A 16111-nucleotide genomic window follows, 5' to 3' on the forward strand; every position below is an offset into this window, starting at 1 on the left:
ATACGTATCGATGCACGTTTATGCAATCGGGGCGGGGTCCGCCTTCGGGAGCATGATCCGCCGGGAGACGAGGAAGGTCACCGGGATGGCCGCCAGGGACGCGAGCAGCGGGGCGAAGCGGCTGCTGAAGTGCAGCAGGTCGACGAGGACGTAGACGCCGGCCGTCGTGATGACGAAATTCGCGGCATTCGTCAGGGGGAACAGCATGAATTTCCGCAGCGTCGGGCGTGTCCTATAGGTGAATCGCGCATTGAGGAAAAATGAACCAGTCAGGCTGAGCGCGGTCGCGAGGATATGGGCGAGGAGGTACGGCAAACGGGTAAGGAGCAGCAGATAGGCACCGTAATACGTGCCCGTGTTGACGACACCGATCACGGCGAAGGTGATCATCTGCCTCGAGACAAGTGCACTGCGCATCAGGGAATGAGGTCCTTCGCCCGGTCCACGTTGCTCGCCTTCACCAGGAAGTGCGGGCGCCGCTTGACCTCGTAGTAGATGCGGCCGGTGTACTCCCCGATGACCCCGAGCATGATCATCTGCACTCCGGCGACACCGGTGACGGCGGTGATGATCGTGACATAGCCGGGCGTCTGCACGCCGTTGACGAGCGCGGCGCCCACGATCCACGCGGTATAGGCGAGGGCGCACACCAGCAGGCCCATGCCCAGGTACAGGGCGAGGCGCAGGGGCCTGTTGTTGAAGGACAGCAGCCCGTCGATGCCGTAGTTGAGCAGGCTGCGCAGGCTCCAGGAGCTGCGGCCTGCCTCGCGTACGGCGTTCTCGTACTCAAAGGTGGTGCTGGGGAAGCCCACCCAGGCGAACAGGCCCTTGGAGAAGCGGTTGTACTCGGTGAGCTCCAGGACCGCGTCCACCACTCGGCGGGACATCAGCCGGAAGTCGCCGACGCCGTCGACGAGTTCCACGTCGACGAGGCGGTTGATGAGGCGGTAGTAGAGGCGGGCGGTGACGGTGCGGGTCATCCGGTCACCGGTCCTGGTGCGCTTGGCGATGACCTGGTCGTAGCCCTCCTTGCGCAGGTCCACCATGCGTTTGATCAGCTCCGGCGGGTGCTGGAGGTCCGCGTCCATGACGATCACGGAGTCACCCGTGGAGTGGCGCAGGCCGGCCAGCAGGGCCGCCTCCTTGCCGAAGTTGCGGCTGAAGGAGACGTAGCGCACGCGCGCGTCCCGGTCGGCCAGCCGCTCCAGCGCGGCGAGCGTGCGGTCGCGGCTGCCGTCGTCGACGTACACGAACTCCATGTCGTGACCGAGCGGAAGGAGCTCCTCCGCGACCTTCTGGACCTGGTCGTGGAAGCGCTCGATGACGTCTTCTTCGTTGTAGCAGGGTGCGACGATCGATATGAGCATGGTCATTTCCCTTGGGGACGCGGTCAGAGAACGCCGGTCATGGGCTCGCGCGGGCGGGTGCTGGTCGTGGGCGGGTCGGGCATGGTGGAGCGCCTCCGGTGTACGGCGGTGACGGCGCCGAGCAGGATCAGGGTCAGCAGCGAGGCGGCCCCGACGGCCGTGCCGAGCCGCAGGCCGGGCGGATGGAACTGGCAGGTGACGCTGGTCGAGGAGCCGTCGAGCGGGACGGCGATCAGACCGAGGAACTGCTGGGCCGGTACGGCGTCGCCGTCGCCCGCGGCGCAGCGCCAGCCCGCGATGCGGGGAGCCGCGACGACCGCGAGTCCCCTGCTGCCCGCGGGGAGTTCGGCCCGGACGGTGGCGTCGGAGACGGTGACCTGTGTGGCTGCGGTGGCCTTGAGGTGTTCGACGGCCTTGTGCAGCCGGGCGGTGTCCAGGCAGCCGACGGCGCCCCGCGGGATGCGGCCGGGGCGGTCGGGGGTCAGTTCGATGCGCAGCCGGCCGGCGCCGGGGGCCGTGCCGAGCGGTGCCATGGCGGCGCGGTTGCGCGGGTAATGGGCGCGGAAGAGCACGCGGTGACCTGCGAGGCGCGCGGTGCCGGAGTAGTACGGGGCCCACAGGTAGACCTGGCTGCCGGCCGGGCAGTCGGCCGTGATCGTCGGGTGGGTGAGGGCGGTCCCGTCACCGACCCCGTCCTGCTCCCGCAGCGGCTTTCCGTTGTCGTCGCGCACGGCGGTCCGGGGGACGGTGTAGACGCGGGCGCCGAGCAGCAGCTCCTGGTTGCGGTACGGCGACGGCCCGAAGCCCGCCCGGCCGGGAGTGCTGCGTACGGTCACCAGAGGGGGCACGTCCTGCCGGGAGACCGACAACGGGCCGCCGAGCTGCGGCAGATACGCCTGGTGCGGGTCGACCGGCGAGTGCACCCGCGCTCCGACGGAGAAAATCGCGTCGGTGACGGGGTTGTCGAGGCTCTGCAGGTTGCGGCCCCGCGAGGTCCAGCCGTCGCCGAGGGCGGTGAGGGTGCGGCTGAGGACGTCGGCGGTGAGGCTGCTGTAGTACTGGGCGCCCTGGCCGCCGACCAGCATCGGGTCGTTGGCGACGGTCTGCTCCCGGCCCGGGTCGGTGCGGTACCGCGGCCAGCCGTCGGCCCTTGCGATCGCCTCCGCCTGGGTCTCCTGCCGCGCGCCCCAGGGCGCGTAGTCGTCCATGTGGCCGAAGCGGACGCGGGTGGCGACGGCGGAAGTGGCCGCCGCCTCTCCGAACTGCCCGCCGAACAGCAGCACCAGGGCGAGCCCGGCCATGACGGTACGGCCGCGGCCCTCGGCCCGGCGCAACAGCAGCAGCCCGCCCGCCGCACCGATGACGGCGAGCACCAGGACCGGCCAGGCCACCGGCTTCACAAAGTCACTCAGGCTCGCCACGGCGGTGATCAGGGCGAGCAGCGCTCCCGCGGCCCCCAGCGCCCGCCGGTCGGGAAGGCCGTGGGACAGGGCCTGCCAGGCGGCCATCACCAGCAGCGCGCACACGACGAAGGCCTGCCGGTACGGGCTGCCCTGCGGGGTGGCGAAGGCATGCCAGACCAGATGGGTCGGCCCCCACTGCAGCGACAGCGCGACCGCGGCGACGAGCAGCGCCCATCCCGTGCGCACCCGCCCGGGAACCGCCCGGTGGAAGGGCAGGGCGAGGGCGAGCAGCAGCGCCGTCATGCCCACGTAGAGGGCCGGACTGCCGAAGCTGTACGTCGTGGGCAGCAGACGGGCCAGCAGATCCTCGGTGCTCACGGGCGCGAACTGCACGACCCGCCCCGGGTAGGCGTGCTTGGTGCCGAAGTAGACGACGGTCACCAGCGGTGCGGCCAGGCCCATGCCGAGGACGACGGTGGCGGCGGCGCGACCGGCCGCCACGAGTCGCTGCCTTCGGGAGAGGTCGCAGAGCCACAACCGGAGCAGCAGCACCAGGCCGGCGCAGAGGGTGGCCATGTACGCGGTGTAGAAGTTGGCGATCCAGGCGAGGGCGACGATCAGGACGCCGAGCAGCGGGCGCCGGCGCTGGAGCGTCCACTCGCCGACCAGACACAGCAGCGGCAGGGCCGCGAGGCCGTCGAGCCACATCGGGTTGTAGTCGCCGAGCGCCACACTCCAGCCGCACAGGGCGTACGAGGCGCCCAGCAGCCCGGCGCCCCACCAGCGGCCGGGACGCAGACTCAGCAGCAGCCAGGCCATCGCCGCACCGGCTGAGGCGATCTTCAGCACGGTGATCACATAGACCGCGAGATCGATCTCGTCCCGGGGGAACAGGCCGACCAGCAGGGCGAACGGGCTGCCGAGGTAAGTGCCCAGGTCGGGCAGGAAGCTCGAGCCGAAGCCGGACTGCCAGTTGACGAAGAGGCCGCCGTCGGCCCGGCCGTGCAGCAGGTCCCACAGGTGCGCGTGGAAGGGCACGTACTGGTTGCCGAGGTCGTTGACGCTGCGGGTGCGGGGGCCGAAGGGGTAGCTGCGGGCGACGGCGTCGGCGGCACAGAACACGGCGGCGGAGATGACGGCCGCGAGCAGGGCCGCGGCCTTCTTCGGCGAGAAACGACCGCTCGAAACGGCTGTGGACAGAGTCGAGCGATCCATTCCTTGGCACTCCCCGCGGGTTATCGATTCGACGACTTAGACGGACGCCGTTTCCGTTTGGTTGTGCCGTCTGCGAGAAAGAGATTAAGTCAATTCCGAAATACGAGGGCGCACTTATGAAATGGTGAACGACCGGGAAACAGAACTCTCCCGGAGAGTTATTTGATGGTGAAATTCGACTGGTCGGCGGGCGCAGCCCCCGGCGGTGCGCCCGGCGGCCGCTTGACCTGGAGTGCGCTCCAGGTTCTACCGTCTTGTTCATGACCAGCGGACACCGCCTCCCGCAGGACCGGGAGCCGACCCTCACGATCGCCGAGGTCGCCGAGCGCACCGGGCTCTCGCACGACACCCTGCGCTACTACGAGAAGGCGGGCCTCATCGAGCGGGTCGGCCGGACCACCGGCAACCAGCGTCGCTACGACGCGGCCGACCTGGCCTGGCTGGAGTTCCTGCTGCGGTTGCGCGAGACCGGTATGTCGATCGCCGACATGCAGCGCTTCGCGCAGCTGCGGGCGCAGGGCAACGGCTCGGTCGCCGCCCGGCTGGCGATGCTGCGAGAGCACCGCGCCGAACTGGGCGACCGGATCCGGTCGCTGCGCCGCAACGCCCGTGCGCTGGACGCCAAGATCCATCACTATGCACGACTGCTCGACGAGCAGTCGGGGACGGAAGACCCGAGATGAGCGAGAGCACCACCCGCGAAGACCGCTTCGCCCACGGCATGGAGGTCCTGAAGAGGGTCGACGGCGAAGCCGGCCAACGCGTCGTCGAGTCCCTCGCCGACATCAACCCCGAACTCGGTCACCAGGTCGTCGCCTGGGCCTTCGGGGAGATCTACGACCGTCCCGGGCTCGCCCCGCGCGACCGGCAGTTGGTCACGCTGGGCATGCTCACCGCGCTCGGCGGCTGCGAAGCCCAGCTCGACGTCCACGTCAACGCGGCCCTGAACGTGGGCCTCACCCCCGAGCAGATCGTCGAGGCCCTGACCCACTCGGCGGTGTACTGCGGCATGCCGAAGGCTCTGAACGCGACCTTCGTCGCGAAGAAGGTCTTCGCCGAGCGGGGGCTGCTGCCGCTCGGACAGCAGCCCGCGCAGGAGACCCCTGCTGCTTCTGCCTGATCCGCAGGAAGGTGATCGAGTTCGCCGGGAAGGTGTACGAGAACATCGTTCGAAATATCAGGCAGTATGCGCGGACGTAAGGTCGACGGCATGGATGCGCTGACGCCCTACCTCGTCCTGACCGGTGGTCTGGCCGTCGTGACGGCAGCCTTCACCGGACTGGCGCTGCGGGTCCGGCGCCGTGGCACTGCCGGTGGCGGACTCGGCGGAGCGCTCGCCGCGTACGAGGAGGCTTTCCGCGCCACCAGTCACGCCGCGCACTACGAGATCCGGGCCCAGGCCGACCGCAAGACACCCACCGGCTCCCCCGATCCCTTGCAGCCCCGGCCGGAAGAAGGGCTGGGCATGGGCGAGTTCTGGCCCGTGGCGGACGTGCTGGCGCACCTCGCCGGGCGCTGGCGCGTGGAACGCAGCGTGCGGGATCTCGCTAGCGGCGACGAGGGCCGCTTCGAAGGCACGACGCTCTTCAGCCCGCTCCCCGAGGGCGGGCTGCTGCACAAGGAGTCCGGCACGTTCACCTGGCAGGGCGTCGCGCGCCCCGCCGAACGCACCCTGCGCTTCCTGCCCGGCGGTTCACCGGGCACCGCGGACGTGCGTTTCGCCGACGGGCGCCCCTTCCACCACCTGGATCTGACCGCCGGGCACCATGTCGCCGACCACCCCTGCGCCGCGGACCTCTACCGCGGCGAGTTCACCGTCCGGGACGCCGACCACTGGCGGACGGTATGGCGGGTGGCCGGCCCCGCCAAGGACCTCGTCCTGACCACCGACTACGCCCGCGAGGGCTGAACCGGCGCCCCGTCGAAGCGCAGGTTCCACCGCCCGGCGTGGCCCGTCACGGTGGTCGTCGACAGGGGGCGCACGTCGATGTTCCAGTACGTCGACGGCGGCGCCTTCAGCGCGTACACCAGGGCCGCGCGGACGACGGACGGCTCGGCCACGGCGACGATCCGGCCGCCGTCCTCGGCGGGCCGGGTGTCGAGCCAGTTGCCGACCCGGGCGATGAAGCCCATCAGCGACTCGCCACCGTGCGGGGTGGCCCGCGGGTCGGCCAGCCAGGCATCCACCGCCTCCGGCTCGCGGGCCATCGCCTCGCCGAGGGTCAGCCCGCGCCAGCGGCCCATGTCGCAGTCCCGCAGCGCGAGTTGGACCAGCGGCGCATAGCCGAGGGCGTCGCCGGTGGCGCGGCTGCGCGGTGTGGGCGAGCAGTAGCGCAGCTCCGCCGCCGCGAGCGGCACCAGATCGCGGGCGACGCGCTGCACCTCGTCCCAGCCGGCCTGGTCCAGCGGACGGTCGTCCTCGAAGCGCTCGGCGAGCAGCGGGGAGCTGCGCGCGGCGGCGACGAAAGTGACCCGAAGTTGCATGCGGCGATGGTGTGTCGGGAAAGTGCGCAGGTCAAGGGGTGTTGGTGAGCATTCACAGACGGTGCCCGAAAACTTACTTCAAGGTCAGGACCTGCCGGACAAGTCACTCGAAAACGAGGGCCATCCAGATGTCCGGCTGCGCCAGCGGCTCGAATCCGAGCTTCGCGTAGACCCCGTGCGCGTCGGCGGTGGCGAGCATGATCCGCCGCAGCCCGTACGGCTCCAGGTGATCGCGCACAGCGCCCACCATGGCCGTACCGATGCTCTTCCCGCGCACGGACCGGTCGACGTAGACATCACACAACCAGGCAAAGGTCGCTCGGTCGGTGATGACCCGGGCATAGGCGACCTGCTCACCGGAAACCATGTCGTACACCCCGAAGTTCAGCGATCCGGCCATCGCCCGCTCCTGCTTCTCGCGCGCCCGGCCCTTGGCCCAGTAGGCGTCGGTGGCCAGCCACCGGTGGACGCGGTCGACGTCGAGACGGTCGAAGTCGGTGGAGAACTCATAGCCTTCGGGAAGGCTCGGGGCGTCGGTCATGTCGGGAGGCTCGCAGGCCGGGCCCGGAGGCGTCGAGCGGTTTTCGCCGGTGTACGGGCGTTGCCGGTGCATCCCTGCCAACGGTTCTGTAGCGGCCTTCAGGGGACGACCCGCGCCCGCACAATCGCCGGTGCGCTAGAACGCCTCATCGCAAGCCACCCGCAACCGCCGCACCCCCTCCGCGATCTCCCCGCTGCCCGCGACCGCGGCAAAGCTCAACCGGAGGTGCGCCGCCGAAGACTCCGCACTGAAGTACGGACGGCCGGGCGTGATCGCAACCCCCGCACGCAGCGCCGCAGCCGTGAGGGCGGATTCGTCCGTGCCGTCGGGCAGCCGCAGCCACAGGTGGTAGCCGCCCGAGGGGATGTGCGGGAGGGACAGTTCGGGGAGCTCCAGCCGCAGCGCCGTCGTCATGGCGTCACGGCGGGCCATCAACTCCTGGGAGATCGCCCGCAGATGACGCGGCCAGGCGGGCGAGCCGACGAGTTCGAGGGCCGCCTCCTGGAGCGGGCGGGGGACGAAGAAGGTGTCGACGACCTGGATGGCACGCAGCCGTTCCAGGACCGGCCCGTGGGCGGCCAGCGCGCTCACCCGGAAGCTGGGCGAGGTCGCCTTGGTGAGCGAGCAGACGTGGACGACGACTCCGTCGGGGTCGTCGGCGGCCAGCGGGCTCGGCAGCGGCCCCGCGTCCTCGTGCACGAGCCGCCGTACGAAGTCGTCCTCGACGACGAACGCACCGGCCTCGCGGGCGATCCGCAGCACCTCCCCGCGCCGTTCCGGGGCGAGCACGGCACCCGTGGGGTTCTGGAACAACGGCTGGCAGACGAAGACCCGCGCGCCGGTCGCCCGGAACGCGTCCGCAAGCAGCTCGGGCCGGACCCCGTCCGCGTCCACCGGGACCGGCACCGGCCGCAGCCCGGCCGCCCGCGCGATCGCCAGCATCCCGGGGTATGTGGGCGATTCGACGAGCACCGGCGCACCGGGCGGGGCGAGCGCGCGCAGCGCGGTGGTCAGCGCGGACTGGCCACCCGCGGCGATCAGCACGCCGGCGGCGGTGACCTGGCCGCCGATGCTCCGCGCGAACCACTCGCGCAGTTCGGGCAGCCCCTCCATCGGCGGCCGCCCCCAGGCGCCGGGGCGGCGGCCCGCCCGGGACAGGGCCGCCGCCATCGCCCGTTCCGGCTGCAGGGACGGGTGCAGATAGCCGCCGTTGAACTCGACGACTCCGGGCGGCGGGGCGGCGAGGGAGACCGTGACCCCGGAGGCGTCCACGGAGCGCGGTACGAGGTCGGCGGCGCCGTCCGCGCTGAGGGCGACCTCCTGCCAGGAGGTGTCACCGGAGGGAGCGGCCCCGCCGCGCGGCTCGGCGCGGAAGGCTCCGGCGCCCGGCCGGGTCACCACCAGACCCTCGGCGGCCAGTTGCCCGAGGGCGCGCGAGACGGTCACCGGACTGACCCGGTACCGCTCGACGAGGGACCGGCTCGACGGGAGCTTTCCACCGGGAGAGTAGCGGTCCAGTTCCCGCCGCAGCTGCTGCACCAGTTCACCGACACTGCTACGCTCTTGCATGAGAGCACAGAGTAGCGCTACTGCCACCAGTCGGATAGCGGTCGGCAGTGAAACCCGGCCCGCCTTCGCGAGCACCCAGGTGACCGCGGCGAACCGTCGCGCCGGCACCCTCCTGGCCGCACTCGGCGTGGTCGCCTTCTCCCTCACCTTCCCCGCCACCGCCTGGGGCCTGGAGGGCTTCGGACCCTGGTCCCTGGTGGCCGTGCGCAGCGTTCTCGCGGCGCTGATCGCGGGGGCCTGTCTGCTGGCCCTGCGCGTGCCGCTGCCCGGCCGAAGGCACCTGGCGGGCCTGGCCGTCGTCGCCGCCGGAGTCGTCGTCGGCTTCCCGCTGCTGACCACGCTGGCCCTGCAGACGTCGACCACCGCGCACGCCGCCGTCGTGGTCGGCCTGCTCCCGCTCACCACCGCCCTGTTCTCCGCGCTGCGCATGGGCACCCGCCCCTCCCGCACCTTCTGGACGGCGGCCCTCGCGGGCGCTGCCGCGGTCGTCGCCTTCACGGTGCAGCAGAGCGGCGGCGCGCTGACCACCGCGGACCTGTATCTGTTCGGCGCCCTGCTGGTGTGCGCGGCCGGCTACACCGAGGGCGGCCGACTGGCCCGGGTCATGCCGGGCTGGCAGGTCATCGGCTGGGCGCTGGTGCTGTGCCTGCCGCTGAGCATGCCGGCCGCCGCGCTGGCACTGTCGTACGAGCCCGTACGGCTGAGTGCGCACAGCCTGGCCGGGCTGCTGTGGGTTGCGGCGGGCTCCCAGTTCCTCGGCCTGGTCGTCTGGTACCGGGGGATGGCGGCGATCGGCATTCCCAAGGCCAGCCAGTTGCAGTTGGCCCAACCCCTGCTCACACTGGTGTGGTCGGTGCTGCTGCTGGGCGAGCACCTGACGGTGGCCGCCCCGCTGACGGCCGCGGCGGTGCTGGTGTGCATCGCCGTCACGCAGCGGGCGCGGGGCTGAGCGGCGCAGGTACGCGCCGGTTCCAACCGTGGCCCCGCGCCGTAGACTCAAGGCCACGGACCGCTGCTCCCGCACCTGGTGAGGAGGCCCTACAGATGCGTGCAACCGTGGGCGACCAGCTTGTCCAGCACGGCAGGGTGGTCGGCCAACACGACAAGGTCGGCGAGATCGTCGAAGTACTGGGCCAGGAGGGCAACCCTCCGTACCGCGTCCGCTTCGAGGACGGGCACACGGGCATCTGCTCACCCGGCCCGGACACCGAGATCCGCCACAGGGAAATCCAACACTGAGCGCTCCGCCGGGCGCGGATCAGCGCGGGGGCCTCGCCGGCTGCTGGTAGTGGTCGGCGACCACCCGTGCCATCGCGCCGATCCGGTCCGCCGCCACGTCCTTGGCGGCGAAGAAGATGTGTCCGCGCACCTGCGGATGGTTCTTGGCCAGGGTGAGGTGGCGGGAGAGTTCGGCGACGTCCTGCCAGGCCGCCGACTGGGCCGGGTCGCCGGCCTTGTACAGGGCCTCCCCCACGTACACGTGCGTCCCGGTGCCGCGCGCGACCTCCGACCACCAGGGCAGCAGCTTGGCGTAGTCGGCGGCGGCGAAGCCGATGTTCCAGTAGACCTGCGGGGCGATGTAGTCGATCCAGTGCTCCCGCACCCATTTGCGGGTGTCCGCGTGCAGGTCGTCATACGTCTGCACGCCCGCCCGGGTGTCGGAGCCGCGTGCGTCGGTGGCGGCGTTGCGCCACACCGCGAACGGGCTGATGCCGAAGCGCGTGCCCGGCCGCACCTGCTTGATCCGCGTGGCGATCCCGGACACCAGCCTGTCGATGTTGTTGCGGCGCCAGGCGTCCCGGTCGGGGAAGGCCTTGCCGTGGCGGGCGTAGGCCGCGTCGTCGTCGAAGGTCTGGCCGGTCACGGGATACGGGTAGAAGTAGTCGTCGAAGTGGACGGCGTCCACGGGGTACTTCCGCACCGCGTCGAGCATCGCGTTCTGCACGAAGGCACGGACCTTCGGCAGCCCCGGGTTGTAGTAGAGCTTCCCGCCGTACGGCACCACCCACTCCGGGTGCTTGCGCGCGGGGTGGGAGGCGACCAGTTTCGTCACGTCGGTGTGGTTGGCGATGCGGTACGGGTTGAACCAGGCGTGCAGTTCCAGACCGCGGGCATGGGCCTCCTTCACCGCCGTGCCCAGCGGGTCCCAGCCCGGGTCCTGGCCCTGGGTGCCGGTGAGGACCTGCGACCAGGGCTCGTACGGGGAGGGCCACAGCGCATCGGCCGTCGGACGCACCTGGAACATCACGGCGTTGAGGCGGTCGTGCACGGCGCGGTCCAGGATGGCGATCAGCTCGGCCCGCTGCTCGGCCGCGGTCAGCCCCGGTTTGGAGGGCCAGTCCCGGTTGGCGACGGTCGCCACCCAGACGCCGCGCATCTCCCGCACGGGCCGCCGGCGCTCAAAGTCGCCGCCCGCCATCGCGGCATTCGCCGCCACTGCACCGCCCCCCGCCACGAGAGCCGACAGGGCCGTCGCTGCGAACGCCCGCCGCGACAGCCGAGACCTACGGTGCAGCATTCCCGTACCTCCATGCGCCGATGTGCGTGACCGGGGGAGATTCTCGACCCGGGCCACCTCCCGCGTCAGGCTGCCACGCGGACCCGAACGATCGATCAACGATCGCCGGAGGTAACGTGCAGGTTTGGAGCAGGCACCGAACCACCGGGGCGCTGCCGCATTCGTAGATCAGCGAAGGGGTCGATGTGACGGACTTCCCATCGGGAGACATCTCGCGCGTCGGAGTGGTCGGCTGTGGCCAGATGGGAGCGGGCATCGCCGAGGTGTGCGCCCGGGCCGGTCTGGATGTCAAGGTCGCCGAGACCACCGGGGAGGCACTGGAGATCGGCCGGACCCGGCTGTTCAGCTCCCTGGGCAAGGCGGCCGAACGCGGCAAGATCACCGAGCAGGAGCGGGACGAGACGCAGGCGCGGCTGAGCTTCACCACCGACCTGGGCGAGTTCGCCGACCGTGATCTGGTGATCGAGGCCGTCGTCGAGAACGAGCAGGTGAAGACGGAGATCTTCCAGGTGCTCGACCAGGTGGTGACCCGCCCGGACGCCATCCTGGCCTCCAACACCTCCTCCATCCCGCTGGTGAAGCTGGCGGTGGCCACCTCCCGCCCCGACCACGTGGTCGGCATCCACTTCTTCAACCCGGCCCCGGTGCAGCAGCTGGTCGAGCTGATCCCGGCCCTCACCACCTCCGAGGGCACGCTCGGCCGGGCGCAGCTGTTCGCGGAGAAGGTCCTCGGCAAGCACGCGATCCGTGCCCAGGACCGCTCCGGCTTCGTGGTCAACGCGCTGCTCGTGCCGTATCTGCTGTCCGCCATCCGCATGTTCGAGTCGGGCATCGCGGGCCGCGAGGACATCGACAACGGCATGGAGATGGGCTGCGCCCACCCGATGGGCCCGCTGAAGCTGTCGGACCTGATCGGCCTGGACACCATCGTGTCCATCGCCAATTCGATGTACGCCGAGTACAAGGAGCCCCTGTACGCCGCTCCCCCGCTGCTCCAGCGCATGGTCGACGCGGGCCGGCTCGGCCGCAAGACCGGCTCGGGCTTCTACACCTACGGCTGACCTCGGCCGGCGTTTTGCACAGTGCCCGTTCCAGGGTGATGATTACACAGTGCGACCGACACGGGCCCGGCACTCTTCGGAGTGCCGGGCCTGTGCCATTCACACACCGTGTGCGCGCCGGGCCCGCATATGCCCGTCGCACACGCTCCCCACGCACCCACCAGGCGAGTTGACTCTCCATGCGCAATGCAAGGGATGTGACGACTACGGAAAGGAGCGGACTCGTGACCGCCGACCCGGAGCATCCCGTGGTCCATGGAGAACTCGCAGAGTTACGCCGCCGCCTCGATGTCGCGTACGCGCGCGTCGAGGGAGGGCTGGCCCTGCTCAACCATCGCACCGAGGAGACACACAAGGAAGTCGACGATCTCAGCGCACGGATCATCGCCCTGGAGCACGCCCGCTGGCCGCTGCCCGCGGTCGCGGCACTGACGGCAGTGGGCGCGCTCGTCGTGACGGTATGGCAAGCCCTGGGCCACTGAGGGACAAGGGCGTGGGGGGAATCAGGGTGGGCGCGGTGGGGGAATCGGACTCAGGCGTCCTGCCCGAGCCTCAGGTGGTGCAGGAGCAGTAACGCGGCCGCCATGTTGGCGGCCGGGACCTCGCCGCGGGCGACCATGTCGGGGACGAGTTTGAGGGGTACCCATTCCCGGCGGTCCGACTCGAAGTCGTCCACGGGATGTCCGACGTACTCGCCCTCGTCCGCCCAGTAGATGTGATGCCGGGCGTCGGTGAGGCCGTTGGACGGCTCGACGCTCATGAGGTGCTGCAGCGGTCCCGGTCGCCAGCCGGTCTCTTCCTCGAGTTCCCTGGCGGCCGCGACGGCGATGTCCTCGCCGTCCTCGACCACGCCCGCAGCGAGTTCCCACCCCCAGCTGTCGGTGATGAAGCGGTGGCGCCACAGGAGGAGGACTTCATTGGCCTCGTTCACCACCGTGGCCACGGCGACGGGCCGCAGCCGTATCAGAAAGTGGTCCAGGTGCCGCCCGTCCGGCAGTTCCACATCTGCCAGGTTGACGGTGAACCAGCGGTTTTCATACACAGTTTGTTCGTTCTGTTTCGTCCACTGCACGGTTCTGCCACCTTCCGTCGAGTAAGTGGCAATATCGCAGCAGGGACCGTAAGTGTCGGCGCTCAGGAACCTGTCTACAGCGGTACGCGCAGTGCCCCGTCGATGAGTTCGGCGGCTTCGGCGGTGCCCGCACAGCCGCTGCGGACCAGGTACTCGCGTACCGCGCGGAGTCTGTCGCGCAGCCGCTGGGACTCCATTCCGCGGGCCTGTTCGGCCATCTGCACCGCGGTGGCCACGGCCTTGTCGGCGTTGCCCTGGCGCAGTTCGATCGTGGAGAGCATGGCGAGCCGGTGCACCCGTCCGCGATCGTGCGCGGGGTTGTCGACGGCCGCCGCGGCATGCTCCCCCGCGGCCACGAGTTCGCCGAGGCTGAGCAGTGCCTCCGCCACCTGGACGTTGACAAGACCCGGCTGGACATAGCCGGTTTCGTCGGGTTCGTACCCGCGACGGATGCGTTCGGCGGCCAGCTCGGCACGCCGGATGCAGGACAGGGCGCTCGTGCCGTCGCCGAGGTGTGCGTACGCCTTGGCCTGCATCGCGTACAGATCGGAGGCGAGTGCGGGGGTGATGTGCTTGCCGGCGGCGCGCAGCGCGGCCTCCGCGAAGGCGACCGCCTGGCGGTACTCCCGCATGAACAGCGCCTGGTTGACCAGCAGTGCGATCACATAGGCGCCGAGGCCCCGGTCCCCGCTGGCCTTCGCCAGCCTGAGCGCCTGGTGGAAGTAGCGCTGGGCGAGCCCGTGGGCGTCGGAGTCGTAGGCGCAGATGCCCGCGATGGCCACCAGTCCGCCCGTGGCCCGGTGCAGTTGGCGGCCGGTGGCGTCGGTGTAGCTGCCGCGCAGCAGCGGGGCGGCCTCGGCGTTGAGGAAGCCGACGATCCGCGTGCGCGTGGCTATGCCGCCGGCCTTGCGGTACATCTGCTCGTAGTGGGTACGGGCCGCGCGCAGCATCTCCAGATCGCCGGGGGTGACCCGGTGCCGGCCGCCGCGCGAGACATCCACGTCCTCGGGCGGGTTCTCCCACTCCCACACGGGCATGACCGCGGGCGTGCCCGTCACCGCGGGCGCACCCAGGATGTGCGGGCGCTGCTGCTCGTCGGAGCGCCACAGCGCGGTGGCCCGCTCGACGAAGCCGGACAGCGAGGTGCCGTGCGGGGTGGACGGTTCGCCGGGCACCCCGAGGCCGATGTCGTCCAGGGTGACCGGGCGGTGCAGGCGTCCCGCGAGCACTTCGCAGATCAGGTCGGGCACCTGCCCTCGGGGCCGCTGCCCCTTCAACCACCGTGCTACGGCGGTGTGTTCGTACCGGAGCGCGAGGCCGCGCGCCCGCCCCGCCTGATTGACGTGTGCCGCCAGCCCCGCATGCGAGATCCCGGCCTCGTCCAGGATCGCGTCGAGCAGAGTGTTGGGCTGCATGGGTGCCCCCCGGATCGCTCGGTGCCGTCAGCGTAGTGCGAACGGCTTCACACGGGGTGTGAACGGAGTGCTCGAATCCGCAGCGTACGCGCACTGTCGCGGAGAGTTTCCAGCCGGTTGACTGAAATGCCTCGCAAGAGGCCGGCCGGGCCGCCGGCTCCCCCTCGTACAGTGCGGCGGCCCGCTTCCGCGCCGTCCGCCCAGCTGCCTGCCCGACACTCCGTGGCGGGGCGGACGGTGCGCCGGCGGCAGCTTGTGCCTGCGGCAGCTCGGCGGTGCGACTAAGCGCCATGGCGTAAAGGGCGCGTTGTCGACTACGGGTGCGTCGTGGCTTGTCGCGCCCCCGCGGCGGTAGCCGCAGATTCAACAGCGCCCCGCGCCCCTAAAAGATGGCGGCGGTCGTTGCGCAGGACCAGCAGCGCTACGTCGTCGGCGGGTCTTCCCCCTGCGTGGCGCAGCAGCCCGGTGAAGACGGTGCGCAGCACCGACTGCGGGGCGACCGGCCCGGCACCCACGGCCTCGGCGAGCGCGGCCGGCAGGGGAAAGAACCGGCCACGTCCGTCCCGGGCGTCCTCGACACCGTCCGTGTGCAGGAACAGCGCCTCGCCGGGCAGCAGCCGACCACAGGGGAGGGCGGGCAGCTCGGCGGGCAACGGGAACGGCCCGAGGGGAGGCAGCGGTTCGGCCCGGGTCAGCAGTTCGGCCCGGGCCGGTCCCAGCAGATACGGCCAGGGGTGCCCGCAGTTGAGGACGTGCACCTCGCCGTCCGGCTGGATCTCCAGCAGCAGTACGGTGACGAACTCCTCGGCGACCGGGCTGTCCGGCTCCGCTCCGGCCGAGGGATGCTCGGCGCGGGCCCGCTCGCGCAGATGCCGGGCCAGCGCCCGCTCCAGCCGCCGCAGCACACTGCCGAGTTCGGCCTCGTCGTGCACGGCCTCGCGGAAGCTGCCGAGCACGGCGGCGACCGTACCGATGGCGGCGAGTCCGTGGCCGCGCACATCGCCCATCACGACCCGCACACCGTGCTCGGTGGCGATGACCTCGTACAGATCGCCGCCGATGGCCGCACAGCGGTCCGCGGACAGCTGTGCCGCGGCGATGTTCAGCCCGTCGATCCGCGGCGGCAGCGGCCGCAGCAGCACACTCTGCGCGGCCCCCGCGACCTGCCGCACCTCTCTGAGCTCGCGGAGCATCACATGCCGGACGTGGAGTATCAGTCCGGTCCCGACCGCGAAGAAGACGGCACTGCTGCCGATGCGTGCCCCCAGCCCGTTCTGCTGGGCGAGCGGACAGGTCAGCCTGTACGTGACCGCCATGGCGCCCCACACCGCGGGCAGCCCCAGCGCAAGCACCCGGCGCAACGGCAGCCGCCCCGCCCCGCGGGGAACACCAGCCTTGATGCGGATCATGCCGATTGGCCCCCCACTCAGGCCCTGAAGCACAGACGGACCGACCCCGAAAGGCCG

Annotated in this window: 17 protein-coding genes; 7 read left to right on the forward strand and 10 right to left on the reverse strand. The window is 70.9% G+C overall.

From position 1 onward, the window contains the following. Positions 1-18: 18 nt before the first annotated feature. From ACWCRD_RS23445 to ACWCRD_RS23455, 3 genes are read right to left on the reverse strand one after another with little or no spacing between them, the layout of a single operon-like run. On the reverse strand, positions 19-390 hold the full coding sequence (locus ACWCRD_RS23445) for a GtrA family protein (protein ID WP_450967739.1): 372 nt from the start codon (positions 388-390) through the stop codon (positions 19-21). A 26-nt stretch (positions 391-416) separates the two neighbouring features. Then, positions 417-1367 carry a glycosyltransferase family 2 protein gene (locus ACWCRD_RS23450; RefSeq protein WP_450967740.1) on the reverse strand — a complete coding sequence of 317 codons (951 nt, stop codon included), beginning with the start codon at positions 1365-1367 and terminating at the stop codon, positions 417-419. Positions 1368-1390: 23 nt separating this feature from the next. After that, positions 1391-3985 carry a YfhO family protein gene (locus ACWCRD_RS23455; RefSeq protein WP_450967741.1) on the reverse strand — a complete coding sequence of 865 codons (2595 nt, stop codon included), beginning with the start codon at positions 3983-3985 and terminating at the stop codon, positions 1391-1393. 260 nt (positions 3986-4245) lie between these two features. On the opposite strand from ACWCRD_RS23455, the gene ACWCRD_RS23460 reads away from it, so the two are divergent. The 3 genes from ACWCRD_RS23460 to ACWCRD_RS23470 all read left to right on the forward strand — a co-directional run bounded on the left by ACWCRD_RS23460 (position 4246) and on the right by ACWCRD_RS23470 (position 5894). Next, positions 4246-4668 (forward strand): MerR family transcriptional regulator, encoded by a 423-nt coding sequence (locus ACWCRD_RS23460; protein ID WP_450967742.1) that lies wholly within the window; start codon positions 4246-4248, stop codon positions 4666-4668. Then, a complete protein-coding gene (locus tag ACWCRD_RS23465) occupies positions 4665-5105 on the forward strand; it encodes a carboxymuconolactone decarboxylase family protein (RefSeq protein ID WP_450967743.1) in 441 nt (146 codons plus the stop codon). The genes ACWCRD_RS23460 and ACWCRD_RS23465 overlap by 4 nt, the downstream gene beginning before the upstream one ends. A gap of 345 nt (positions 5106-5450) precedes the next feature. Beyond that, positions 5451-5894, forward strand: a complete 444-nt coding sequence (locus tag ACWCRD_RS23470) for a DUF6314 family protein (protein WP_450967977.1) — start codon at positions 5451-5453, stop codon at positions 5892-5894. Here the strand turns inward: ACWCRD_RS23470 and ACWCRD_RS23475 are convergent. From ACWCRD_RS23475 to ACWCRD_RS23485, 3 genes are all read right to left on the reverse strand, one after another. After that, complete coding sequence (locus ACWCRD_RS23475; protein WP_344405654.1) at positions 5876-6469, reverse strand: histidine phosphatase family protein; 594 nt, start codon at positions 6467-6469, stop codon at positions 5876-5878. The two genes, ACWCRD_RS23470 and ACWCRD_RS23475, sit on opposite strands and share 19 nt — an antisense overlap. A 103-nt stretch (positions 6470-6572) precedes the next feature. Continuing rightward, the gene (locus ACWCRD_RS23480; RefSeq protein WP_450967744.1) at positions 6573-7010 is read right to left on the reverse strand and encodes a GNAT family N-acetyltransferase; all 438 of its coding nucleotides are present in this window, start codon (positions 7008-7010) and stop codon (positions 6573-6575) included. Positions 7011-7145: 135 nt separating this feature from the next. Continuing rightward, positions 7146-8579 (reverse strand): aminotransferase-like domain-containing protein, encoded by a 1434-nt coding sequence (locus ACWCRD_RS23485; RefSeq protein ID WP_450967745.1) that lies wholly within the window; start codon positions 8577-8579, stop codon positions 7146-7148. Here ACWCRD_RS23485 and ACWCRD_RS23490 point away from each other — a divergent pair. Further along, positions 8578-9528 carry a DMT family transporter gene (locus tag ACWCRD_RS23490; protein WP_450967746.1) on the forward strand — a complete coding sequence of 317 codons (951 nt, stop codon included), beginning with the start codon at positions 8578-8580 and terminating at the stop codon, positions 9526-9528. The genes ACWCRD_RS23485 and ACWCRD_RS23490 overlap by 2 nt on opposite strands. Before the next feature lie 95 nt (positions 9529-9623). Next, positions 9624-9818, forward strand: coding sequence for a DUF1918 domain-containing protein (locus ACWCRD_RS23495; protein WP_099927555.1), 195 nt, complete (start codon positions 9624-9626; stop codon positions 9816-9818). A 19-nt stretch (positions 9819-9837) separates the two neighbouring features. On the opposite strand, the gene ACWCRD_RS23500 is transcribed toward ACWCRD_RS23495, so the two are convergent. After that, positions 9838-11097 carry a glycoside hydrolase family 10 protein gene (locus ACWCRD_RS23500; protein ID WP_450967747.1) on the reverse strand — a complete coding sequence of 420 codons (1260 nt, stop codon included), beginning with the start codon at positions 11095-11097 and terminating at the stop codon, positions 9838-9840. Between the two features lie 185 nt (positions 11098-11282). Between ACWCRD_RS23500 and ACWCRD_RS23505 the strand changes: the two genes are divergently transcribed. Both ACWCRD_RS23505 and ACWCRD_RS23510 read left to right on the forward strand, forming a co-directional pair. Continuing rightward, positions 11283-12158: a 3-hydroxybutyryl-CoA dehydrogenase gene (locus ACWCRD_RS23505; protein ID WP_181922523.1), complete on the forward strand. Its 876-nt coding sequence runs from the start codon at positions 11283-11285 to the stop codon at positions 12156-12158. A gap of 224 nt (positions 12159-12382) precedes the next feature. Next, entirely contained in the window at positions 12383-12640 is a 258-nt protein-coding gene (locus ACWCRD_RS23510; protein ID WP_030945808.1) for a hypothetical protein, read from the forward strand. A 50-nt stretch (positions 12641-12690) separates the two neighbouring features. On the opposite strand, the gene ACWCRD_RS23515 is transcribed toward ACWCRD_RS23510, so the two are convergent. The 3 genes from ACWCRD_RS23515 to ACWCRD_RS23525 all read right to left on the reverse strand — a co-directional run bounded on the left by ACWCRD_RS23515 (position 12691) and on the right by ACWCRD_RS23525 (position 16054). Further along, positions 12691-13230 (reverse strand): NUDIX hydrolase, encoded by a 540-nt coding sequence (locus tag ACWCRD_RS23515; protein ID WP_344405642.1) that lies wholly within the window; start codon positions 13228-13230, stop codon positions 12691-12693. 74 nt (positions 13231-13304) lie between these two features. Then, positions 13305-14645, reverse strand: coding sequence for a transcriptional regulator (locus ACWCRD_RS23520; RefSeq protein WP_398959826.1), 1341 nt, complete (start codon positions 14643-14645; stop codon positions 13305-13307). Between the two features lie 314 nt (positions 14646-14959). After that, a complete protein-coding gene (locus ACWCRD_RS23525) occupies positions 14960-16054 on the reverse strand; it encodes a PP2C family protein-serine/threonine phosphatase (protein ID WP_450967748.1) in 1095 nt (364 codons plus the stop codon). Positions 16055-16111: the final 57 nt, after the last annotated feature.

Source organism: Streptomyces sp. NPDC002092 (assembly GCF_053593775.1).